We start from the raw sequence: 22,424 nt of genomic DNA, 5'->3' as shown, positions 1-22,424 counted from the left end.
TCACTTCCCTTTATTCTGTTATGAATGACAGCACGCCGCCTACAATTTGTCTTCACTCTTACTGGTATTAATCATTTGTGTTAAGCGTTCATCGATATGTTCCTTTCCCAGAATCTCTGCACAGGTATTGAATGCCCCGATGGTAACTCCTAAAATTCCATGCATATTAACCGACTGTCCGGTCAGGAAAAGATTGTCAATTTTAGTACGTGGAGAAACCATGGTTTTAAGCGGATTTTCAGAACTTTTCATGTATCCGTACATATTTCCGTCAAAACCTCCTATATAGTCACGGTATGACAGCGGAGAAGAAGTATACACCTTATGGATAGATCGTTTTAAACCCGGAACTTTCTTCTCCAAGACGTTAATCATTTTTTCCGCCTTTTCAAGTTTAAACTTTTCGTATGCCGCTCCTCTTTCGTGTTCGTCTGCAATGGTATTGATGGTTTTCTCCCAGCCTTTTACCTCATCAAAATGCATGTAGGAGATCGCCGTAAGGCTTTCTGCAAATTCCGGATGATGTTTTGAAGAGGTTGAGGAAAGCATATAGGTTTCAGGCCATTGGTCTTTGGTGTACCTGGAAGCATTCCATACCATTTCTTCTGAAGAATAATGGTACCTGTTGTAATTAAAGTTGCGTACCGACTGAGGTTTCAGAACAAGATAAATACTGAAGCATGATGATACCGGCTCCCAGCTTAAAACTCTGTTGAGAAAAGATTTTTTCAGGCGGTCATTACCGATCAGCTGTATGGTGGTACGGATCTCTATATTAGAAATAAATCGTTTGGCGGCATATTCTTTACCGGATCTGGTTTTTACAGCAGTTAATATCTGATTTTCATTAAAGATCATTTCGGAAACTTCAGAATGCTTGTATACTTCGGCTCCGTATTGTCTTAATTTTCTGATCAATAGCTTGGAAATCTGGCTTCCTCCTTTCACACATTTATAAGCACTCTGGATATATGAATTCACCGTCAGCGCATGTACATAAAAGGGAATATGTTCAGAGTCCCCGCCATACAGGAAATTAGAACCCAACAGGACAGACTGCAGTTTTTTGTTCTGAGTAACTGATTCAATGAATCTTTTGGTATTGAGATGTAGGATTTCTTCATTATACTGATCTTTTCCTACCACATGATACCGTGGAAACTGTCCGCAAACATATTGTATTTCATTGCAATAGCTTTCTAAGTTTTCTTTTTCATCCGGAAAATAAGCCGTAAGCTGTTCCACAAAATTATCGTATCCCTGGGCATGCGGATATTCAATCTCATCATCTCCGAACGTAATCCGGTCATAGCCGTCTTCATCCATTTTCTGGAGCTCAAGATCATCCATAATTTCGAGATAGGAAAAGAACTGATGGAGATTTTGACCTTTTGAAAGTCCTCCCAGATAATGAACTCCTGTGTCAAAAATCAGCTTATCACGTGAAAAAGTCTGCAGATTTCCCCCATATTGATTGTTTTTCTCCAATACGCAAACCTTCAAGCCTTCTTTAGCCAAAATAAGAGCCGAAACAAGGCCCCCCAAACCGCTTCCGATTACAAGTATGTCGTATTCTTTTTTCAAAGGAGAAAAATGTGTTTTTATGTAAGGATAAGATATCGTTTCAACACTAAGTTTTTAACTTTGTTTACAATACGTAATGTTTTCCCTTAGAAGGCAGTACATAAAGTGCTGTAAAAAACCCTAATCTTTACAATGTTTTAATGGTTTGAGTTTTTGTTATTTGTTTTTGGTGATAAAATTAGAAAAATTAATCAATATCATCCCAAAAATCAAAGTAATTGAACCATTGAAGGGGATATTTTTTAATCATAGATTCAAGGTTTTGCACATAAGAGTTCAAAAGTCCCTGTGAATCGCGGTTTCTTATGTTTTGTGCAACACGTGCATACAGGTGGTAATGAAGGTTTTTCTCTTTCATTACGTACACATACACAACAGGAACGCCTAATCTGGAAGCAATCAGGAATGGGCCGGCCGGAAATTTGGCACTTTTTCCCAATAAATCTGCTTCGAGGTATTTTGAACCTTCAAAATAGCGGTCTCCGGTGAAGCAGATAAGCTCATTCTTGGATAATGCAGCATTGATATCGAAAATATGGGACATATCCTCTTTCACATAGATGAATTTGATATTGCTCTTTTTAACCGCCACACTTTCCAGATATTCTTTAATGACCGTAACTTCCTGATCAGTAGTCACCAGATTGATCTGACAGTCAAAATCTATATCCGCAAAAAAGTGTTCTGCAATTTCGAAATTACCGATATGGGCACTGATTAGCACCCCTCCTTTTTTCTCCTGTAAAAGATTTTTGAGATTTTCAACACCGTCAAATTCGTAGGTAAATCGATCTCTTAAGCCTGTAGAAATAGCAGTTTTGTCAATCAATACTTTCCCGAAGGTAAAATAGCTTTTAAATACTGCTGTTTTTGTCTTCCAAAAGCTGTATCCCAGCCTTTTTTTGAAATAGTAAGAAATATAACGGTTGCTCTTTTTGAGAAATAAAAAGTAATAGGTCGCAACGAAGTAAAGCACCACATATGAACTCCGGATCCCGGCATTTCTAATGCACCAGACGAATATTTTATATCCTGCTATGGTTCCTTTAGATTTACCTTTCCACTTGTTCATTACTTACAGTTTACCAATTTATCAGTGTACCAGTGTCATAATACTTCGGCTGAAATAGTTATGACACTGGTACATTGTTTTATTGTTACATTATTAAAAAATAAAGTTTCAATCAATAATTACGCTTTTTTTCAATAATTTTATTCTCGATCGTCGTATAGAAATCGTCAAACGTGATCATTCTTTTAAAGTCTGCTTCGCCTAATTTCACTCCGAAATTAGATTCAATAATCACCACCATATCAATATAATCCAGACTGTCTAAGCCCAGCGTTGTTTTAAGGTTGGCATCATTGCTGATTTCGTCACTGTCAACTTCAAATTCATTGACCAAAAAATCATTAACGATCGCAACAATTTTTTCCCTTTCCATGTTTTTAATCAAATTTTTTAACAATTAATGCGGAATTGGTACCCCCAAACCCGAAAGAATTCGACAAAAATACATCAATTTTTTGATTTTTCGTTTTTGAGACCAAATTTATCTTTTTAGCCTCATCATCAGGGTTTTCCAGGTTGATATTCGGGGCAACGAAATTATTCTGCATCATCAGAATAGAGTAAATTACTTCACTGGCACCTGCCATCCAGCATTCATGACCCGTCATAGATTTGGTAGAACTTACCGGAACTTCACCTCCGAAGATCTCATAAATTGCCTTTGCTTCATTGGCATCTCCTAAGGGTGTAGAGGTAGCGTGCGCGTTGATATAATCAATATCCTTCGCTGTTAACCCGGACTGTTTTAGTGCGCGGTCCATGGCTAAAGCAGGTCCGTCTACATTTGGAGTAGAAATATGTCCTCCATTGGAAGAGAAACCATAGCCTACAATTTCTGCAAGAATGGGCACACCTCTTCTTTGTGCGGATTCCAGACTTTCAACCACCAAACTCGCAGCTCCTCCGCTAGGGATAAGTCCGTCTCTGTCAGCGTCAAAAGGTCTTGAGGCTTTGGCGGGTTCATTTTCTCTTGCTGAAAAAACACCCAGACCATCAAAACTTGCCATAGAATATTTATTGGTTTCCTGAGCTCCGCCACAAATGATCATTTCCTGAAAACCATTTTTAATCATCATATAAGCTAATCCCAAAGAATGAGATCCGCTTGCACAGGCCGCGCTGATGGTAAGATTGATCCCTCTCAATTTAAAAATCGTTGAAAGGTTCATGGTAACGGTGGAGTTCATCGATTTAAAAATCGCTCCCGAGCCCATTAAAGTAGTATCTTTTTTTTCTCTTGCGATGTCTATGGATTCTACAACCGCTTTAGAAACGCTGTCATTTCCATATAAGATCCCGACTTCGTACTGATCTAAAAAGTCCTGGCCGATTTTCGCTTGTGCCAGTGCATCCAGGGTTGCGAGATAAGCATATTCACTTTCTTCACCCATGCTTACGCGCTGTCTTCTATTGAGATAGTTTTTCAGGTCCGGCTTGGGAACTACACCCGTTAATCCGGATCTGAATCCAAATTCTTTTCTTTCCTGATCTAAAACTATACCGGATTTTCCTTGATATAGGGATTCCTTGACCTCTTCTAAAGAGAGCCCGATGCAAGAATAAATTCCCATTCCGGTAATTACAACCCTATTTTCCATGTCTATATATTTAAAATACCCTAATTGATGTACCAGTGTATCAGTTTAACAATGTAACAATAGTATTAAAGTCAAAGTAACATTGGTAGATTGGTATTGTTACATTATTTAAGAGTAAATTCCTCCGTTAATATTAATTACTTCTCCTGTAATATAGGAAGCTTTTCTGGACGCTAAGAATGCAACCAGATCTGCTACTTCTTCTGCTTCACCAAACCTGTTGACAGGAATCATAGCCTTCAATTCATCTTCATTAAAATCCTGCGTCATATCTGTTCTGATAAATCCGGGTGCTACGGCATTCACCGTGATATTCCTTTTAGCAATCTCCTGAGCGAGAGACTTTGTAGCGGCAACCAAAGCTCCTTTCGCGGCAGAATAATTGGTCTGGCCGGCTGTTCCTTTCACTCCGGAAACTGATACCATATTGATGATTCGTCCGTATTTATTCCGTAATAATTTTTGAATAAAGAAATTCGTCACGTTGAAAAAACCATTTAAACTCGTGTTAATCACACTGTTCCAGTCTTCTCTCTGCATCCACATAAACAGGCCGTCTCTTGTTATTCCTGCATTATTTACGATCACTTCTACCACTGCATCAGGGTTTCTCTCCTGCCACTGTTCCAAAACGCTTTGCGTTTCTTCTGCATTTCCAACATCAAATTTAAGGATTTCTCCTGTAGCACCAAGTTCTTCTACTTTGGCTAATGTTGCTTTTGCAGCCTCTTCATTGGATGCAAAATTGATCAGCAGGTGATAATTTTTTTCTTCTGCGAGTTTAATACAGATTGCTCTTCCGATTCCTCTGGAGCCTCCTGTTACTATTACACATTTCATGTCTTAGTGTTAGTTTTTTTTAATTTTGAAAAAGTTCTGCATTATAGAACCATTTATTTCCCAATATATTTCCGGATGTATCAATAAAGCTCCATTTTCCGGATTTCTTCACTCTGGAAACACCGTCATTGAAGCCTTTATTTTTTTCATTGAATCCAAAACTTACGGTAATGTCATATTCCATCGGAATTACCAGTTTTCCTGAAGGATCAATGAAACCCCAGCTTTTTCCTTTTACCGGTGCAAGACGGTCGTCACTGAACACCTCAGCATCATTATAAGCAGGTTCAATCACGTAATTTCCATCGAGTCCTATGTATCCCCACTTTCCTCCTACAGATACGGGAGCCAGGTTTTGATTAAAAGCTCTTGCTTTGTCGAACTTAGGCTCTATAATCCAGTTCCCTGTTTTATCCGTAAATCCTACTTTCCCGTTTTTGCGGGCGTAAGTGATAGATTGACTTCCAAAGTCCCAGATATCGTCGGCTCCTTCCAATTCTCTGAACAGATCGCCATCAATGATTCCATAGGCATCTCCTTTCTGTGCCCAGGTAATGCCGTTCACATATTCTCCAATATTGTCATATTCTAACGGAACAGTTACTTTCCCGGTAGTATCAATGATTCCCCATTGCCCTTTCTTAGATACTTTTGCAAACCCATTGTTAAAAGGTTTAATCACATCATATTCTGCGGGGATGATTACTTTGCCATTGGTATCAAAGGCTCCGATTTTTCCGGCTACTTTCATCAAAGCCAGTCCTTCATTAAAATCATAGAGCTTATCGGAAGAAGGCATCGTCAGTTTTTCCCCTTTTTTATTGATATAATACCAGCCACCATCACTTTCAACCATACAGATTCCGTCATGAAAATCTTTCACATTTGAAAATGCAGGCTCGATCTCCATCTTACCATCTTTGCCTATAAATCCCCAGAACTTTCCAATTTTTACAGCGGCTAATCCATCTGAAAAACTTTTCGAGGTATCAAAGTTCGGTTCTATACTATATGTACCTGATGTATCAATATAGCCAATCTTGGCTTTTTCTTTAACTAATGCCAGTTTTTGAGCAAATATGGATTGCCCAAGGAAAAATAATGAAAAAATGATTATTTTTTTCATGCTTTGGTTCCTTTAAGATACTGCTTCACCTTCTCCAGATAAGGATACATCACCATATCATCTGAAAAGGCAGGAATAATCTTTCTGATTTCATCATACAATTCTTTTGTAGATGAAGATATTTTATCCTGAAAATTCAGATATTCAATAGCCTGCACACTGGTAATAGCCTCAATCGCCAATACTTCAAATGCATTTTCAATTACCTTTCTGCAGATCACCGCAGCATTGGTTCCCATGCTTACAATATCCTGATTATCATTATTATTAGGAATACTGTGAACATACATTGAGTTGGACAGCATCTGGCTTTCAGCCGTTGTAGAAGTTGCTGTAAACTGAACTCCCTGCATCCCGAAATTAAATCCTAATTTCCCCAAATTCACAAATGGAGGCAGAATTTCATTGATTTTTGCATTCAGCAGATAGTTCAACTGTCTTTCAGCAAGCATGGTGAGTTTGGTCACTACAATTTTCAGTTTGTCCATTTCCAATGAAATATAATCTCCATGGAAGTTCCCACCGTGGTAAACGTGCTGGCCTTCAACATCAATAATCGGATTATCATTAGCTGAATTGATCTCATTTTCAAGAACATTCTCTGTATATTCTAACGTATCTAAAACAGGCCCTAAGATCTGCGGAACACATCTTAATGAATAATATTCCTGTACTTTTTCCTTAAATACTTTTTCCTGCTCTTCAAAGTGAGTGTACAGGTGGTCCGCTCTCTTTCTGATCAGTTTGCTGTCAGACAAATGAGCGCGCATTCTTTCTGCAACCTTCTGCTGACCGTAGTGCTTTTTGGTTCCGTTCAATGCTTCTGATAAGTGATCATCATACGCCTGAACGATTTCATTGATCGCACAAGAAAGTTTTATGGAAATGTCGGTCAGCTGATTGGCTTTGTAAGCGTTCACAATACCAATTCCTGACATTACGGATGTCCCGTTCATTAAAGCAAGTCCCTCACGAATCTCTACTTTTATAGGACTTAATCCTTCAATTTCAAAGACTTCTTTGGTTAATTTCCTATCTCCTTTATAGAAAACTTCTCCTTCACCAATCAGTACTAGTGCCAGATGGGCAAGCTGTACAAGGTCTCCGCTCGCACCTACTCCGCCGTGTTCAAAAATAAGCGGCGTAACATCTCTGTTAATCAATTCTCTAAGGAGATCAATAACAGAATGATGCACTCCTGAATTTCCTAATGAGAGTGTATTTAATCTCGCCAGCATACAGGCTTTAACTTCCTGTGGAGGCAGAGGATTTCCGATACCGGAAGAATGACTTCTTATGAGATTATACTGAAGCTGATGGGTATCTTCGTCACTGATTTTAAACTGAGCCATTGGCCCGAAACCGGTATTTACCCCATATATTACTTTGTTTTTCGAAAATTCTTTTAAAAATTGGAAACTGGCCTCCACTCTATCTAACAGTGAATCATCCAGTTCTATTTTTTCATTCTCAATGATAATTTTTTGAAAATCCTTCAGTTCTAAAAAGTTGTTTATTTTCATCAATTAAAAGTAATAGTTGCTAATTTTGTAAAATATTAATTATTTGTCACTAATTTTGCGGCAAAGATAGAAGTTATTATTAAAATAAAAAATCAAGATGAGCAAAGAATTTGTTGATGTTCTCGTAATCGGAGCTGGGCCTTCCGGATGCGTATCTTCTTCATACTTAAAGAAGAACAATATCAACGTGAAGGTTGTTGAAAAAACAAAATTCCCAAGATTAGTTGTCGGCGAAAGTTTAATCCCCAGAGTGATGGATCATTTTGAGGAAGCCGGTCTTTTTCCTGCTCTGGATGCCATGGGTTTTGAAAAAAAGCTGGGCGCCCGTTTCTTAAGAGGTGACGAGGTTTGTCTTTTTGATTTCAGTGATAAATTCGGCGAAGGCTGGGATTGGACCTGGCAGGTTCCGAGAGCTGATTTTGATAATACCCTTGCGCAAGAGGTAATTAATAAAGGAGTTGACCTTGAGTTTGAAACTGAGGTCGTTGGGATTACATTCAACGGAACAGATTCTATCACCACCGTAAAAAATAAAAATGGCGAAATGAAGGAGATTCATTCTAAGTTTGTCATTGATTCCAGTGGTTACGGAAGAGTGCTTCCCCGTCTTCTCGATCTTGAAAAGCCCTCAAAACTTTCTCCCCATTCTGCTATTTTCGCCCATGTAGAAGACCTTAACAGAGAGGAAGGTGTTGAAGGAACCTTGATTTCTTTTGATATTATTGAAACTGAAGTATGGCTTTGGGTGATCCCTTTTTCTAATGGAAATACAAGTATAGGAATTGTTGGCCCGACTGATTATATTGAAAAACTGTCCGCAAACGGAGATCCAACTGAGGCTCTTAAAAAGGCGATTTCCCTTTCTGATTATTATGTTAAGCGTTTCGGAGAACTGGATTTCCTTTTTGAACCCAGACATCTGAAAGATTATTCATGTTCTGTTAAAAAATTATTCGGTGACGGATTTGCATTAACAGGCAATGCTTCTGAATTCCTTGATCCCGTTTTCTCATCAGGAATGGCGTTTGCCACAGAATCAGGAATGCTTGCCGCAAAACTGGCTATAAGACAGTTGAATGGAGAAACCATAGACTGGCAGAAAGAATATACGGACTATATATTATATGGTGTAGATGTTTTCACTACTTATGTAAAAGAATGGTATACCGGAAATCTTCAAGAATTATTCTTCCACCGACCTGAAAATGAGGATGTAAAAAGAAAAATATGTGCCGTTTTAGCGGGATATGTATGGAATAAAGACAATCCTTTTGTAAAAAAACATGACACCGTAATTAAAAATCTTGCGAATCTGATTAAGCTTGAAAGAGAGCAAAAGCAAGAACAACCATAAAAAACCGGCCTGAATTTCAGGCCGGTTCTTGTTATTTTCTAAAAACTTTTTTAAATTCTTTCCCTATTAATCTTCTCCCTGTAACTTCATATGCTGCTGCGATTCTTCCATATTCCATGACAAAATCTTTATTTTCTCGTCTTCCCAACATTTTCTCACCCTCTACTTCCATGACCACTTTTGTAGGGTCATCCGTTTCTACAAATTTCATATTTGAAGTTAGTTTTGCTTCCTCTGCAACAATTCCAGCATGCCATCCTGCATAGATCCATTTCGCATCAATAATTAAGGTGTATTTTGCTTTGCTGTCATTGCCAAAAACAATTTTTGACTTACTATTAGCCCCTTTTAAGAAATATTTCAGATATTCAGAATTTTTAAATCTCTCCCATTCTCCATACCATTTTTCCCAGTCTGCTTCTGTCTTTTTAGGATTTGCTAAAACATCTTTTTTTCTCTTCTCAAGATATTGAGCTTCTGTCATATTCTCTACTTGATACAGCGTATTATCAAATTTCAATTGCACATTAATTTCAGTCTGGTCTTTTATAAAATCAAAATTTCCAGAAATAAATTTCAAATCGTTCTGCCCGAAAGCTATCGTTGTCATTGCCATACACAACAGCAAGAATAGTTTTTTCATAGTTTATATTTTTTTTAATTATCCTCTTTAATCTATCTCAAATCAACAAAAGTAATTGGTTTTCTGCTGTTTGGATGAAAGACTGTCTTAGACAAAACCGTAAAATCTATCACTTCAATTTTTGGACTTACTCTTAATTTTGCGCGAAAATGGTCTCTCACTTCATTGACAAAATTTTCATGTTCTTCTTCGGTACTTACTTTAATGATAATTTCATCCAATCCTAATTCATTAGACTGAATAACAATCTGATAACAGGAAATGCTATTAAAATCATTCAGGATATCCGTCATTGCAGGGGGATATAGCGTTGTCCCTTTGTATTTGATCATCTGCTGTTTTCTACCTACCACGGGCCCCAGACGCATTGTTGTTCTGCCGCACTGACAAGGTTCGTAATGTGCTTTTACGATATCACCGGTTTTAAATCTCAATAAAGGAATTGCTTCTACGCCTAATGTGGTAATCGTAAGTTCCCCGCTTTCTCCTTCTTTTACAGGATTTCCGTTATCATCAAGAATTTCAGTGATGATCAGTTCAGGATGATGATGCCCTCCGACCTGAAATTCACATTCGGTAAAGGCTGTGCTCATTTCTGTGGAGGCGTAGGTTGAGAATAATTTAATATTCCACTTTTCTTTGATTTTCTGGGAAAGAATATTATCTGTAAAATCCTGATTTTTGATGCTTTCTCCAATACAAACGGCCCCATACACACTGGAGTTTTTATAATCTACTCCATGTTTTTCAGCATAATCTATCATTTTCAGCAGAAAAGAAGGAACGGTGATCAGATATTTCGGCCGGTATCTGAAAATAGAATCCCATTGCAATTCAGGAATTCCCGGACCCATCCGTACCACACTGGCACCCATTCTCCTTAACCCCAGAAAATAGGCCAGTCCTGCCATAAATCGTTTATCAATAGTGGTCACCATTTGTACCACATCGCCTTTTTGGATCCCCGCACAGGCAAAAGAAATTGCTTCATTGTAGGCCAGTCTTTCAAGGTCACTGTCTGATAAACCAAAAGTTACCGGATCACCCAATGTTCCTGAAGTTGTACTATAATCGACAATTTTATCCGGTGGAATGCAGAAAAAATCGTGGTTATGCTCCTGAAGATCATTTTTTGTGGTCGTGGGAATTTTCTGCAGATCTTCTAAAGACTGAATATCATGAATGTTGATATCATGTTCTCTGAATAAGTTCTGGTAGAATGGCGAATTGTTTTGAAGGTACACCAAAAGCTCCCGAAGTTTTTCCTCCTGAATTATTTTGATTTGCTGAACGTCCGACCGTTCTATTGATGGATAGAATTCCAATGATTGTAATTTTAGAAGACAAATTTATTAAAACTTAGATATTGTATGGGGGTATTCCTGTAAAATGTAGCTGTAATGTTGCGAAATCTATGCAAAGAGAGAATTGTGGCACTTTTTATTACCCCAGATCACACAAATTTTCACAGATGTTTGCTTTTAAACAAATCTGTATGATCTGTAAAATCTGCGAGAGTATCATGAAATTTTCAATAATTTAAATTAAAATACAGCACAATTCTTCCTCACCAATTCACATTATAAACATGCCTGTATTTATATTTCTGAAATTGAAGTTTTTAATAGATGATATCAAAATAAAACATATATTATAAACCGACAAAAAATCACTAAATTTGCAAACTTAATTAATCAACGATATTGAGAAATACAATGAGCCAATTTAAAGAATATAAAAACCTCAACCTTATTGATATAGCCGAGAACGTATCGGAATTTTGGAAACAAAATGAAACTTTCAATAAAAGTGTTGAAATTCGTGAGGGTCAACCCGAGTTTGTATTTTATGAAGGTCCGCCTTCAGCAAACGGTATGCCCGGAATTCACCACGTAATGGCAAGAGCGTTAAAAGATATTTTCTGCCGTTACCAAACCCAGAACGGGAAACAGGTTTTCCGTAAAGCGGGATGGGACACTCATGGACTTCCTGTGGAGCTAGGTGTTGAAAAGGAATTAGGAATCACTAAAGAAGATATTGGCAAAAAGATTTCTATTGAAGATTACAACAAAGCATGTCGTGAAGCGGTAATGCGTTATACAGACGTGTGGAATGAACTTACAGAAAAAATAGGATATTGGGTAGACCTTGAGGATCCCTATATCACGTATAAGTCAAAATACATGGAGACGGTTTGGTGGTTGCTTAAGCAGTTATACAGCAAAGAATTGTTGTATAAAGGTTATACAATCCAGCCTTATTCTCCAAAAGCAGGAACAGGACTTTCTTCTGCCGAATTAAATATGCCTGGAACTTATCACGATGTTTCTGATACTACAGTGGTAGCGCAGTTTAAAGTAAAGAAAGAATCTTCTGAATTATTTAGTGATGCTGAAGGAGACGTAAGCATTCTTGCATGGACAACCACTCCATGGACCCTGCCTTCCAACACAGCGCTGGCTGTAGGAAGAGATATTGAATATGTCTTAGTTAAAACGTTTAATCAATATACTTTTGAACCGATAACCGTTGTTTTAGCGAGAGTACTTTTAGAAAAGAACTTTGGTAAAAAGTATGTGGAGGGGAGTCATGAAGATTTCGCTAATTATACATCAGAAAGCAAGACGATTCCTTATCAAATTTTAAAAGAATTTACAGGCATAAAATTAACTGGAACTCAATACGAGCAGTTAGTTCCCTGGTTTACTCCAAACGATGCTCCTGAAAAAGCTTTCAGAGTGATTTTAGGAGATTTTGTAACGACTGAGGACGGAACCGGTATCGTTCACATCGCTCCTACTTTTGGTGCGGATGATGCAAGAGTGGCAAAAGAAGCCGGAATTCCGCCCATGTTGATAAAAGACGAAAATGACAATCTGGTTCCGCTGGTAGATTTACAGGGGAGATTTATCAGGGGAGAAAATGTTCCTGAATTATTCTCCGGAAAATACATCAAGAACGAATATTACGATGATGGAACTGCACCTGAAAAATCCTGGGATGTAGAACTGGCCATTTTATTAAAAACAGAAAATAAAGCCTTCAAAGTAGAGAAATATGTTCACAGCTATCCACATTGCTGGAGAACTGACAAGCCTGTATTGTACTATCCGCTGGATTCATGGTTTGTTAAAATGACCGCTGTGAAAGACAGACTGGTAGATTTAAATAAAGAAATCAACTGGAAGCCTAAATCGACGGGAGAAGGACGTTTTGCGAACTGGATTGAAAATGTAAACGACTGGAATTTATCCCGTTCCCGCTATTGGGGAATTCCGTTGCCTATCTGGAGAACGGAAGATCTGAAAGAAGAAATCATCATAGGTTCTGTAGAAGAATTATACAATGAGATTGAAAAATCTGTTGAAAAAGGATTCATGCAGGAAAACCCTTTCAAAGATTTCGAAATAGGAAATATGTCTGAGGAAAACTATTCTTTGGTTGATCTGCATAAAAATGTAGTCGATAAAATAGTCTTGGTTTCCGCTTCCGGAAAAGCAATGAATCGTGAAAGCGACCTGATCGACGTTTGGTTTGATTCAGGTTCGATGCCTTACGCTCAATTGCATTATCCTTTTGAAAATAAAGAATTAATTGACAATCGTAAAGCGTTCCCTGCAGATTTTATCGCGGAAGGAGTTGACCAGACCCGTGGATGGTTCTATACGCTGCATGCTATCGGAACTGCAGTTTTTGATTCAGTTGCCTATAAAAATGTAATGAGTAATGGGCTTGTTCTGGATAAAAACGGACTGAAAATGTCAAAATCCAAAGGAAATGGAGTTGATCCGTTTGAAACATTAGCAGTTTATGGGCCAGATGCTACGAGATGGTATATGATCTCAAATGCAAACCCTTGGGAAAATCTGAAGTTTGATATCGAAGGAATCGACGAAGTAAGAAGAAAGTTCTTCGGAACCCTTTATAATACGTATTCATTCTTTGCATTATATGCCAATGTGGATGGATTCAATTATTCTGAAAAAGAAGTAGAAAACCGTCCTGAGATCGACCGTTGGGTACTTTCTGAACTGAATCTTTTAATAAAAGAAGTGAAAGCATTCTACGAGGATTATGAACCGACAAGAGTAGCAAGAGCCATCAGCACATTTGTGAATGACAACCTGAGTAACTGGTATGTAAGATTATGCAGAAGACGCTTCTGGAAAGGAGATTATTCCGAAGATAAAATATCTGCTTACCAGACTTTATATACCTGTCTGGAAACGGTTGCTAAATTATCGGCACCTATTGCTCCGTTTTTTATGGATCAGCTGTATCAGGATCTTAATAAAGTAACGGGTAAGGACAAAGGTGAATCTATACATTTGACAAATTTCCCTGTTGCAGATGAAAGTTTGATCGATCAGGATCTGGTTGAAAAAACGCATTTGGCGCAGAGCATCACCAGTATGGTCTTCTCTTTAAGAAAAAAGGAGAATATAAAAGTACGTCAGCCTTTACAGAAAGTATTGGTTCCGGTACTGGATGCCAAAGCAGAGGCACAGATTCTTGCGGTTGCAGAACTGATCAAGCAGGAGGTAAATGTTAAAGAATTACAGCTCATCAATGCTGAAGAAGCTGCTCACTTAATCATCAAGCAGATCAAGCCGAACTTTAAAACCCTAGGTCCTAAATTAGGAAAGGATATGAAAGTTGTGGGAGCTCAAATTGCTGATTTTTCAGCGGAACAGATTACAGCTTTAGAAAAAGAAGGCAAAATAGACGTTCAGGGTTACGAAATCACAATGAATGACGTTGAAATTTCAACAAAAGACATTCCGGGATGGACGGTAACTTCTGATGGAAAAACAACTGTGGCATTAGATTTGACGCTCACAGAAGAGTTAAAATCTGAAGGGATTGCAAGAGAATTGATTAACAGGGTTCAAAACCTTAGAAAAGAGAAAGATTTTGAGCTGACAGACAGGATCAACATCTTTTTGGAAGAAAATTCACCATTCTTGGATGATTTCAAGAAAAATGAGGAATATATTTCATCTGAGGTCTTGTCAAATAAAATAGAAATTGTATCTTCACTTTCAAATTTTAACGAAATCGAAATAGATGAGGTTAATTTTAAGATAAATGTTGAAAAAAATTAACATATAGTTATTGGATTTCAAATTCCATTTCATAATTTTATTAAAAAAGAGAAAAAGAACATGTCAGACGAAAGAGTAAGATACAGTGATGCTGATTTACAGGAATTTAAAGCAATCATTAGAGAAAAAATAGACAAAGCAGAGAAAGATCTGCAATTGATCAGAGAAAGCTTCATCAACGACCAGAATAATGGAACAGATGATACTTCACCTACTTTTAAAGCTTTTGAAGAAGGGGCAGAAACACTGAGCAAGGAACAAAATTCTATCCTGGCAGGAAGACAGGAGAAATTTGTACGCGATCTGAAAAACGCTCTGATAAGAATAGAGAACAAAACATACGGAGTATGCAGAGTAACAGGAAAACTTATCCCTAAGGAAAGACTTCTGGCAGTTCCTCACGCTACACTTAGTATTGAAGCTAAAAATATGCAAAAATAAACCTTCAGGGTTTGTAAATAAATTTGGGTTTATATTGTATTTCATCAATACTTTATAAACCTAATTTTTAATATATATCCATGAGCGAATATTTGATTTTAGGCATTGTCCTTATTGTCGTTTTAGGGTTTTTCAACAGAGAATGGATCAAAACCAAATTCTTTCCTGCTCAACCTAAAAACTACACGATTGATGATCGGTTCAATTCAGATAAACGGGAAAGGGAAAAAGAAATCGACCATCTTTTAAGTAAAATGGGAAAGAACGGCATCAATGACCTGTCTGCAAAAGACAGAAAAAGGCTTGATGAACTGTCTAAAAAGTAAAAATTTAAACCGAGAACATATGGAATCTATTATCGTCCACACTAAAAATGCAATGGAATTGAATGCTTTGAAAAGTGTTTTAAAAGACATGAATATTCAATTTGAAAAATTCCACACCAAAAACACATTCCATAATCAAAAAACGATCAAGAAAGTTATCGAAAAAAAGAACGAAAAAATAGGAAAACCTTATAAACCAAAAGGACTGTAATGAAAAAGATTTTAGCTGTAACTTTTCTTATTCTATTAATTGATCAGGCTTCAAAAATATACGTTAAAACACATTTTAATCTTGATGACAGTATTTCTGTTCTTCCGGGTTTCAAATTGACTTTTGTAGAGAATCCGGGGATGGCCTATGGATTTCATTTCGGCGGGGTTATTGGTAAATATTTCCTTGTTATTGTTAGAATATTTTTAATCGGTGGGATGATCTACCTTTTCAAAAAATGGCTGCAGAGAGGGGAATCCAATTATTTATTAATTCCAATGGCGGTTATCTTTGCCGGAGCAATCGGTAATCTGATCGATGGAATGTTCTACGGACTTATTTTCGACAGCGGAACAATGTATGACGCAAGCATCGACCGATGGATTGGCTATGGAGGCATTTCTAAAATGGTTCCTATAGGACAAGGCTACTCTACTTTTATGAGAGGCTGTGTGGTAGATATGCTTCACTTCCCTATTGTAGACTGGTACGTACCGGATAATATCCCATTGATCGGCGGAAAACATTTAGAGTTCTTTAAATACATTTTCAATGTTGCAGACTCAGCGATCACAGTAGGAGCCGCTTTCTTGCTTATTTTCAGAAAAAAAGCATTCCCGAACGGCCTCGAATTTTAAAAGAAGTACCATTCGATGAAAAAAATTATAAAAAACATCTTCATATTTTTCCTGCTTCTTTTGGTTGCAGGAATTATTTTTATAGCCTGGGCAAATTACAACATCAGGAAAGACAGCGCGCCGTTTGTCTCTTACAAAATAGCTGAAGTCCCGGAAACGAAAACAGCATTATTGCTGGGTACCGGGAAAACCTTAAGCAACGGCCTGCCAAATACCTATTTCTATAACCGTATTCAGGCAGCTATTGATTTATACAAAAGCGGTAAAATCAAGTATATTATTGTAAGCGGTGACAACAGTACCAAAGACTATAATGAACCTGAAGATATGCAGCTGGCTTTGATGCAGTACGGCATTCCGAAGGACCACATATTTATGGATCATGCTGGGTTTAGAACACTGGATTCTGTGGTCCGAGCTAAAGATATTTTCGGGCAAACTAAACTTGTGATTATTTCACAGAAATTCCACAATGAAAGAGCGGTTTTTTTAGCCCGAAAAAACGGAATGGAAGCCTTTGGATACAATGCCAATGACGTCAACAAATATGCCGGGTTTAAAACTAATATGCGTGAATATCTGGCGAAAGCAAAAGTGTATTGGGACCTTCTGTTTGGGGTAGAGCCTAAATTCGGCGGGGATAAGGTTTTAATTCCTTAATCTTTTAATTCATTATTCCCCTAAACCCCTTAAATTTGCAATTCATTAATTTTTATAAATAATTTAAAATGTCAAGAATTCTTACCGGCATTCAAGCCACCGGAACACCCCATCTTGGAAATTTACTTGGGGCTATCATTCCTGCTGTTGAACTATCCAAACAGGAAGGAAATGAATCGTTTTTATTCATTGCAAACCTGCATTCTCTTACCCAGATAAAAGATGCAAAGGAGCTGAAACAAAATACCTACGAGATTGCTGCGGCTTGGCTTGCTTGTGGATTAGATACCGAAAAAACATTCTTTTACAGACAAAGTGATATCCCTGAAACCTGTGAACTCTCTTGGCATTTATCATGTTTTTTTCCTTATCAGAGATTAACGTTAGCCCATTCATTTAAAGATAAGGCAGACCGACTTCAGGATGTGAACGCCGGCTTGTTTACCTATCCTATTTTAATGGCAGCGGATATTTTATTGTATGATGCAGAGGTTGTACCAGTAGGAAAAGATCAGCTTCAGCACTTAGAAATTGCCCGTGATGTAGCTTCAAGGTTTAATAATCAGATGGGAGAAGTATTGGTACTTCCACAGGCTGAGCTTCAGGAAAATACAAAATATGTCCCTGGAACAGACGGGCACAAGATGTCTAAATCCAGAGGAAATATCATTAATATTTTCCTTTCTGACAAGGAACTGAAAAAGCAGGTGATGAGTATAGAAACGGATTCTAAATCGTTGGAAGAGCCTAAAGACCCTTCTACCGACAAGGTTTTCGCTATTTATGAACTGATTGCAACGCCTGAACAGACTGAAGAATTAAGAGCTAAATATCTTGCCGGAAACTTTGGGTACGGCCATGCAAAAATGGAACTTTTAAATCTTATCACCGACCGATTTGCCAAAGAAAGAGAAATCTTTGCATACTACATGACTCACCTTGACGAACTGGAAGCCAAACTTCAGGAAGGTGCTGTGAAGACAAGAGCTATCGCAGCACAAACCATTACAAGAGTAAGAGAAAGTTTAGGAATTTAATCCCAACTTTTTGAAATTATAAAAAGCCATTCCCAGCGAATGGCTTTTGTTTTTTATGAATTTTGAAATTCTCTTTTTTCCATACCTGTGAGTTTCATATCTTCAAGCAGTTTATCTTTAGACGGCTTCAATGTTAAAAAATAAAGAATCAGAAACGCTGAAAACATAAGAAAAACTAAATTAGCTTCTTTTAGGTATAATACGATTCCAACCAGTGCAGGGCCTTCTACAAGAGCCAGTCTTACGATAATAGCCTGTTGGATTTTAGCTGTTTTATCTCCAAGGGGATCATCTTCCTTTATTTTGTTGATGAAGAAAGCATATAATCTATTGCTTCCAAAAACTCCTGCAACCGACACTATTATCATAACAGCGAGAAAAGGATTATGAAGGTCTGCTTCAAAATTCTCACTTGGGTTCATACTATATACAATACCTCCCATCATGATCATTCCCAGAAGTAATCCAAAGAAAACGACAGACAGGTTTTTCAATAATAAAGAAGGATTTGAAGTTGTACTTTGATTTTTCATATCTTATAAATATTCTTTTAACTGTAAAAGATGGGTAACTGCCTTCAGGTTTTCTTCCTGTCTGTTTTCATGATATACATCAAAGAAAATAACATCCATTCCAAAATTCCGGGCTCCTACAACGTCCGCAATCCAATCATCTCCTATCAAAATACTTTCTTCTTTGAATGCATTAGCTAGGCCTAATGAATACTCAAAAATTTCAGGCTTGGGTTTTCTTACCCCAACAGAATCGGCACTCGTAATCGTTTGGAAATAATGGGCAATTCCGGAGAGGATACATTTTCTTTCCGTTACTTCCTGGAAGCCGTTTGAAATAATGTGTAAAGTATATTTTTTAGATTTCAGATATTCCAGTATATAGGCTGCACCTTCTACCAGTTCATTATGATTAAGGATTTTATCCAGAAAATGTTCTTCAAAAAACTGGGAAAGTTCTTCATCATCCACTCCAAAACGGCTGAATGTATCATAAAAACGGTGCTTTCTTAAATATTCTTTTCCGATAAGGCCATCCCGTATATCTTCCCAAAGCTTTTCGTTGATCTCATGATAGACCGCATGAAATTCTTCAAAATCAATTCCATATTTCAAGTTGATTTCCTGTTTTTCAAAAAGCGTTTTGATGGTAAGATAGGCGTTCTTGCGGTGATCCCAGAGCGTATTGTCCAGGTCAAAAAAAATGTGCTGAATTTTCATACAGCACAAAAATAATATTTTAATTTTTGGAAATCGGGAAATTCTTGTTCTTCGCTTTAATTACTTCAAGATTTTTCGAAAAATTAAGCAAAAACTCAATTGTTTGTTTTTTTGGTTTCAAAGTTTTCACTTTTAAAGAATCATTTTTTCTCATAGGCGTTTAAAATGTTTTCTTTATAACGTGAATTTTTAAGAATTATTATCTGGTCAGAATAATATTATTCTCATCCATAATTTTTCTTAAATTGATCAAAGCATATCTCACCCGTCCTAACGTCGTATTAATGCTCATATCCGTATGATCAGCGATTTCTTTAAAACTCAATCCATCAAAAAATCTAAGCTTAATCACTTCCTGCTGATTCTGAGGCAAATACTGAAGCATTTTCAAAAGATCTTCCTGAATCTGATTGGTAACAAGCTGGTCCTCAATATTCTCTGAAGGCTCTCTTATCAAATCAAAAATAGAATAATCGTCCGTTTCAAAAGTAGTTTCTGAAACTTTGATATTTTTTGATTTTAATCTAAAGTGGTCTATAATAAGATTGTAGGCAATTCTTTTAGCCCAAAGAATAAATTTGCCTTCTTCGTTGTACCGTCCTTCTTTCAGCATGACAATTATTTTCATAAATGTATCCTGAAAAACGTCGTTGGCTAGGTCTTCATCATTAATTTTATAAAAAATGAATGTAAACAGTTCTTTCTGATGACGATGGATAAGGGCTGATAATGCATCCTCGTCTCCTTCCTGGTAAAGGGAAATTAGTAAACTATCCGATTTTAATTTCATAACTCTTCTCAATATAAAATAGTTGTAGACAAACTTTCCTCCAGATATTTTATCTGGGCATAGCTGTAATTACAAAACAGTTTTTTAGAGTAAAGTCAAATCAATAGGCGGTACAATTTTACAGATGTAAATATAATAAAATTTTAATACCTGTTAACTAATTATTAAATTTTTACGATAAATATCTAAAAAATATCACTTAAACATGTCATGAATAAACACAGTGGGGATATTTAGTGTGAAATTAATATTCAAACCTTTCATTTCTTTCCCGTTAAGTCTGGCATCTCCAATAGGGAAAGCATAGCCTCCCGTAAGGTCCAGCATTCCAAAAAGACTTACCCCTATCTTAGGTGCTATGTATTTATTGGTTCCTTCCGCTCCCATCAGAAAATAATAGGAATGATAGAAATCTACATCTTTTTGAAAATTAAGAAGGACATCTGCCTGAAGTTTCGGCATGATCGCAAATTTTGAATGGGTAGAGCCCATAAGCGCAGACGCTCCCAATCTGTAAATAACATCATCATTTTTTAAGAAAAGCAACTTACCTCCCACTTCTCCAAAGCTCTGATTTTGATACTCATATCCCACGGTGATCATTTTATGCATCGTATACTGGGCTTTCGCACCTATGCTCAGAAAAAATATTGAAAAAACAGCAATTGCGGACCTCAAATTCATCATCTTAAATTTATTTATGGTGTAAAATTAAAAAAAACTGCCTTATCTGGTGAAGATAAAGCAGTCTATTATTGTATTAAGAAAAAATTAAATACCGAAAGCGGTTTTAATCTCTTCCACTTTGTCTAGTTTCTCCCACGTAAAGAACTCAAGATCTTTTAACGTAAGTTCATTCTTATGGCCTTTATTAAAGGTTTTATCAGCTACAAAATGCTCTCTTCCCATATGTCCGTAAGAAGCCGTTTCCTGATAGATCGGGTTTCTTAATTTTAAATTCTGCTCGATTGCATAGGGTCTTAAATCAAAAATCGTAGATACTTTTTTAGCAATTTCTCCATCGTGAAGATTTACTTTTGCCGTTCCATACGTATTGATGTACAATCCACAAGGTTCTGCAACACCGATCGCATAAGAAACCTGTACCAACACTTCATCAGCAACCCCTGCAGCCACTAAATTTTTAGCGATGTGTCTTGTTGCATAGGCAGCACTTCTGTCAACCTTAGAAGGATCTTTCCCGGAAAAAGCACCACCACCGTGAGCTCCTTTTCCACCATATGTATCAACGATGATTTTTCTTCCTGTAAGACCGGTATCCCCGTGAGGACCTCCGATTACAAATTTTCCTGTAGGATTAATATGGTATTTGATCTGATCGTTGAATAATGCTTTGATCTCCTCAGTCTGCTGTGCTGCTACTCTTGGAATCAGTATGCTTTTGATGTCCTGACGGATTTTGTCAAGCATTTCTTCTTCTGTTCCAAAATCATCATGCTGTGTAGAAACTACGATAGAATCAATTCTTACCGGCTTGTGGTCATCAGAATATTCAATGGTAACCTGGCTTTTTGCATCCGGACGAAGGTAAGCGATTTCTTTATTTTCTCTTCTGATAGCAGAAAGTTCTTTAAGAATAGTATGAGCCAAATCTAACGCAAGAGGCATATAATTAGCCGTTTCGTTCGTTGCATACCCAAACATCATCCCCTGATCTCCAGCGCCCTGAGCGTTTGCTTTTCCTTCAAAGGTTTCATCTGTAACAATTCTGTCAACACCCTGATTGATATCAGGTGATTGTTCATGGATTGCAGAGATCACCCCGCAAGAATCTCCATTGAACATATATTCTCCTTTCGTGTATCCAATCCCGTTGATTACTTCTCTTGCAATCGTCTGAACATCAAGATAAGCATCGGATTTTACTTCTCCTGCAAGAACTACCTGTCCTGTCGTAACAAGAGTTTCACAAGCTACTTTTGAATTTTTATCATAAGCCAAAAAATGGTCGATTAACGCATCGGAAATCTGATCGGCGATTTTATCTGGATGCCCTTCTGAAACGGATTCAGATGTAAATAAATAAGACATATTATTCTTTATTTTTTAGATTAAAAATAGACGAAGAAAAATAAGAAATAGATACCCAGAAAGCTGAAAAAGAATTACTGTTTTAGCTTTTTTTTATAGAGGTTGCAATCAGGTCAAATTTTTCCTCGTTCATAAACGTTGGCAAATTTAAGTACTATTTTTTTAATACTCAAACCTTTTGTTTACTAATTA

At 37.1% G+C, this 22,424-nt stretch carries 22 protein-coding genes; 8 read left to right on the top strand and 14 right to left on the bottom strand.

From position 1 onward, the window contains the following. Positions 1–39 precede the first annotated feature (39 nt). The 7 genes from IW15_RS03855 to IW15_RS03825 all read right to left on the bottom strand — a co-directional run bounded on the left by IW15_RS03855 (position 40) and on the right by IW15_RS03825 (position 7,743). On the bottom strand, positions 40–1,584 hold the full coding sequence (locus IW15_RS03855; protein WP_034709400.1) for a phytoene desaturase family protein: 1,545 nt from the start codon (positions 1,582–1,584) through the stop codon (positions 40–42). Between the two features lie 187 nt (positions 1,585–1,771). Then, positions 1,772–2,656: an LpxL/LpxP family acyltransferase gene (locus IW15_RS03850; protein WP_034709398.1), complete on the bottom strand. Its 885-nt coding sequence runs from the start codon at positions 2,654–2,656 to the stop codon at positions 1,772–1,774. A gap of 112 nt (positions 2,657–2,768) precedes the next feature. Beyond that, complete coding sequence (locus tag IW15_RS03845; protein WP_034709849.1) at positions 2,769–3,029, bottom strand: acyl carrier protein; 261 nt, start codon at positions 3,027–3,029, stop codon at positions 2,769–2,771. A 4-nt stretch (positions 3,030–3,033) separates the two neighbouring features. Further along, the gene (locus tag IW15_RS03840; protein WP_034709397.1) at positions 3,034–4,254 is read right to left on the bottom strand and encodes a beta-ketoacyl-[acyl-carrier-protein] synthase family protein; all 1,221 of its coding nucleotides are present in this window, start codon (positions 4,252–4,254) and stop codon (positions 3,034–3,036) included. Between the two features lie 108 nt (positions 4,255–4,362). Further along, entirely contained in the window at positions 4,363–5,094 is a 732-nt protein-coding gene (fabG, locus tag IW15_RS03835; protein ID WP_034709396.1) for a 3-oxoacyl-ACP reductase FabG, read from the bottom strand. 19 nt (positions 5,095–5,113) lie between these two features. Then, positions 5,114–6,220 carry a WG repeat-containing protein gene (locus IW15_RS03830; RefSeq protein ID WP_034709395.1) on the bottom strand — a complete coding sequence of 369 codons (1,107 nt, stop codon included), beginning with the start codon at positions 6,218–6,220 and terminating at the stop codon, positions 5,114–5,116. Beyond that, the gene (locus IW15_RS03825) at positions 6,217–7,743 is read right to left on the bottom strand and encodes an HAL/PAL/TAL family ammonia-lyase (protein ID WP_034709394.1); all 1,527 of its coding nucleotides are present in this window, start codon (positions 7,741–7,743) and stop codon (positions 6,217–6,219) included. Before IW15_RS03825 ends, IW15_RS03830 begins: the two co-directional genes overlap by 4 nt. Positions 7,744–7,840: 97 nt before the next feature. Here IW15_RS03825 and IW15_RS03820 point away from each other — a divergent pair, with 97 nt between their 5' ends. Further along, a complete protein-coding gene (locus IW15_RS03820) occupies positions 7,841–9,097 on the top strand; it encodes an NAD(P)/FAD-dependent oxidoreductase (RefSeq protein ID WP_034709392.1) in 1,257 nt (418 codons plus the stop codon). Positions 9,098–9,128: 31 nt separating this feature from the next. On the opposite strand, the gene IW15_RS03815 is transcribed toward IW15_RS03820, so the two are convergent. Next, positions 9,129–9,740 carry a hypothetical protein gene (locus IW15_RS03815; protein WP_131368480.1) on the bottom strand — a complete coding sequence of 204 codons (612 nt, stop codon included), beginning with the start codon at positions 9,738–9,740 and terminating at the stop codon, positions 9,129–9,131. 32 nt (positions 9,741–9,772) lie between these two features. Continuing rightward, positions 9,773–11,065 (bottom strand): phenylacetate--CoA ligase family protein, encoded by a 1,293-nt coding sequence (locus IW15_RS03810; protein ID WP_034709388.1) that lies wholly within the window; start codon positions 11,063–11,065, stop codon positions 9,773–9,775. A 390-nt stretch (positions 11,066–11,455) separates the two neighbouring features. Between IW15_RS03810 and ileS the strand changes: the two genes are divergently transcribed. From ileS to trpS, 7 genes are all read left to right on the top strand, one after another. Next, the gene (gene ileS, locus IW15_RS03805) at positions 11,456–14,845 is read left to right on the top strand and encodes an isoleucine--tRNA ligase (RefSeq protein WP_034709386.1); all 3,390 of its coding nucleotides are present in this window, start codon (positions 11,456–11,458) and stop codon (positions 14,843–14,845) included. Between the two features lie 60 nt (positions 14,846–14,905). Beyond that, positions 14,906–15,286, top strand: a complete 381-nt coding sequence (locus tag IW15_RS03800; RefSeq protein WP_034709384.1) for a TraR/DksA family transcriptional regulator — start codon at positions 14,906–14,908, stop codon at positions 15,284–15,286. An 80-nt stretch (positions 15,287–15,366) separates the two neighbouring features. After that, positions 15,367–15,612, top strand: coding sequence for a DUF6576 domain-containing protein (locus tag IW15_RS03795; protein ID WP_034709383.1), 246 nt, complete (start codon positions 15,367–15,369; stop codon positions 15,610–15,612). Between the two features lie 19 nt (positions 15,613–15,631). After that, the gene (locus tag IW15_RS03790; protein WP_034709848.1) at positions 15,632–15,823 is read left to right on the top strand and encodes a DUF2683 family protein; all 192 of its coding nucleotides are present in this window, start codon (positions 15,632–15,634) and stop codon (positions 15,821–15,823) included. Next, positions 15,823–16,461, top strand: coding sequence for a lipoprotein signal peptidase (locus IW15_RS03785; protein ID WP_034709382.1), 639 nt, complete (start codon positions 15,823–15,825; stop codon positions 16,459–16,461). Before IW15_RS03790 ends, IW15_RS03785 begins: the two co-directional genes overlap by 1 nt. 15 nt (positions 16,462–16,476) lie before the next feature. Further along, positions 16,477–17,121, top strand: coding sequence for a SanA/YdcF family protein (locus tag IW15_RS03780; protein ID WP_034709381.1), 645 nt, complete (start codon positions 16,477–16,479; stop codon positions 17,119–17,121). A 68-nt stretch (positions 17,122–17,189) separates the two neighbouring features. Beyond that, positions 17,190–18,158 (top strand): tryptophan--tRNA ligase, encoded by a 969-nt coding sequence (gene trpS / locus IW15_RS03775; protein ID WP_034709379.1) that lies wholly within the window; start codon positions 17,190–17,192, stop codon positions 18,156–18,158. A gap of 53 nt (positions 18,159–18,211) precedes the next feature. On the opposite strand, the gene IW15_RS03770 is transcribed toward trpS, so the two are convergent. From IW15_RS03770 to metK, 5 genes are all read right to left on the bottom strand, one after another. Then, complete coding sequence (locus IW15_RS03770; protein WP_034709378.1) at positions 18,212–18,691, bottom strand: hypothetical protein; 480 nt, start codon at positions 18,689–18,691, stop codon at positions 18,212–18,214. Positions 18,692–18,694: 3 nt separating this feature from the next. Then, positions 18,695–19,390 carry a YjjG family noncanonical pyrimidine nucleotidase gene (locus IW15_RS03765; protein WP_034709377.1) on the bottom strand — a complete coding sequence of 232 codons (696 nt, stop codon included), beginning with the start codon at positions 19,388–19,390 and terminating at the stop codon, positions 18,695–18,697. A gap of 199 nt (positions 19,391–19,589) precedes the next feature. Continuing rightward, complete coding sequence (locus IW15_RS03760; protein ID WP_034709376.1) at positions 19,590–20,180, bottom strand: RNA polymerase sigma factor; 591 nt, start codon at positions 20,178–20,180, stop codon at positions 19,590–19,592. 195 nt (positions 20,181–20,375) lie between these two features. After that, positions 20,376–20,867: a hypothetical protein gene (locus tag IW15_RS03755; protein WP_034709375.1), complete on the bottom strand. Its 492-nt coding sequence runs from the start codon at positions 20,865–20,867 to the stop codon at positions 20,376–20,378. A gap of 84 nt (positions 20,868–20,951) precedes the next feature. Beyond that, positions 20,952–22,232 (bottom strand): methionine adenosyltransferase, encoded by a 1,281-nt coding sequence (gene metK / locus IW15_RS03750; protein ID WP_034709374.1) that lies wholly within the window; start codon positions 22,230–22,232, stop codon positions 20,952–20,954. Positions 22,233–22,424: the final 192 nt, after the last annotated feature.

The organism is Chryseobacterium soli (assembly GCF_000737705.1).
GTDB classification, from domain to species: Bacteria; Bacteroidota; Bacteroidia; order Flavobacteriales; family Weeksellaceae; genus Chryseobacterium; species Chryseobacterium soli.
The sequence above is the reverse complement of the archived record's forward strand: the minus strand, read 5'-3'. Positions and strand labels throughout refer to the sequence as shown.

Bases quoted from the DNA above. Each gene is read 5' to 3' on its own strand.
- IW15_RS03760 (WP_034709376.1), bottom strand. From the start codon at position 20,180: ATGAAATTAAAATCGGATAGTTTACTAATTTCCCTTTACCAGGAAGGA.
- IW15_RS03845 (WP_034709849.1), bottom strand. From the start codon at position 3,029: ATGGAAAGGGAAAAAATTGTTGCGATCGTTAATGATTTTTTGGTCAAT.
- IW15_RS03800 (WP_034709384.1), top strand. From the start codon at position 14,906: ATGTCAGACGAAAGAGTAAGATACAGTGATGCTGATTTACAGGAATTT.
- trpS (WP_034709379.1), top strand. From the start codon at position 17,190: ATGTCAAGAATTCTTACCGGCATTCAAGCCACCGGAACACCCCATCTT.
- ileS (WP_034709386.1), top strand. From the start codon at position 11,456: ATGAGCCAATTTAAAGAATATAAAAACCTCAACCTTATTGATATAGCC.
- metK (WP_034709374.1), bottom strand. From the start codon at position 22,232: ATGTCTTATTTATTTACATCTGAATCCGTTTCAGAAGGGCATCCAGAT.
- IW15_RS03830 (WP_034709395.1), bottom strand. From the start codon at position 6,220: ATGAAAAAAATAATCATTTTTTCATTATTTTTCCTTGGGCAATCCATA.
- IW15_RS03820 (WP_034709392.1), top strand. From the start codon at position 7,841: ATGAGCAAAGAATTTGTTGATGTTCTCGTAATCGGAGCTGGGCCTTCC.
- fabG (WP_034709396.1), bottom strand. From the start codon at position 5,094: ATGAAATGTGTAATAGTAACAGGAGGCTCCAGAGGAATCGGAAGAGCA.
- IW15_RS03785 (WP_034709382.1), top strand. From the start codon at position 15,823: ATGAAAAAGATTTTAGCTGTAACTTTTCTTATTCTATTAATTGATCAG.
- IW15_RS03755 (WP_034709375.1), bottom strand. From the start codon at position 20,867: ATGATGAATTTGAGGTCCGCAATTGCTGTTTTTTCAATATTTTTTCTG.
- IW15_RS03770 (WP_034709378.1), bottom strand. From the start codon at position 18,691: ATGAAAAATCAAAGTACAACTTCAAATCCTTCTTTATTATTGAAAAAC.
- IW15_RS03840 (WP_034709397.1), bottom strand. From the start codon at position 4,254: ATGGAAAATAGGGTTGTAATTACCGGAATGGGAATTTATTCTTGCATC.
- IW15_RS03765 (WP_034709377.1), bottom strand. From the start codon at position 19,390: ATGAAAATTCAGCACATTTTTTTTGACCTGGACAATACGCTCTGGGAT.
- IW15_RS03790 (WP_034709848.1), top strand. From the start codon at position 15,632: ATGGAATCTATTATCGTCCACACTAAAAATGCAATGGAATTGAATGCT.
- IW15_RS03780 (WP_034709381.1), top strand. From the start codon at position 16,477: ATGAAAAAAATTATAAAAAACATCTTCATATTTTTCCTGCTTCTTTTG.
- IW15_RS03850 (WP_034709398.1), bottom strand. From the start codon at position 2,656: ATGAACAAGTGGAAAGGTAAATCTAAAGGAACCATAGCAGGATATAAA.
- IW15_RS03795 (WP_034709383.1), top strand. From the start codon at position 15,367: ATGAGCGAATATTTGATTTTAGGCATTGTCCTTATTGTCGTTTTAGGG.
- IW15_RS03825 (WP_034709394.1), bottom strand. From the start codon at position 7,743: ATGAAAATAAACAACTTTTTAGAACTGAAGGATTTTCAAAAAATTATC.
- IW15_RS03815 (WP_131368480.1), bottom strand. From the start codon at position 9,740: ATGAAAAAACTATTCTTGCTGTTGTGTATGGCAATGACAACGATAGCT.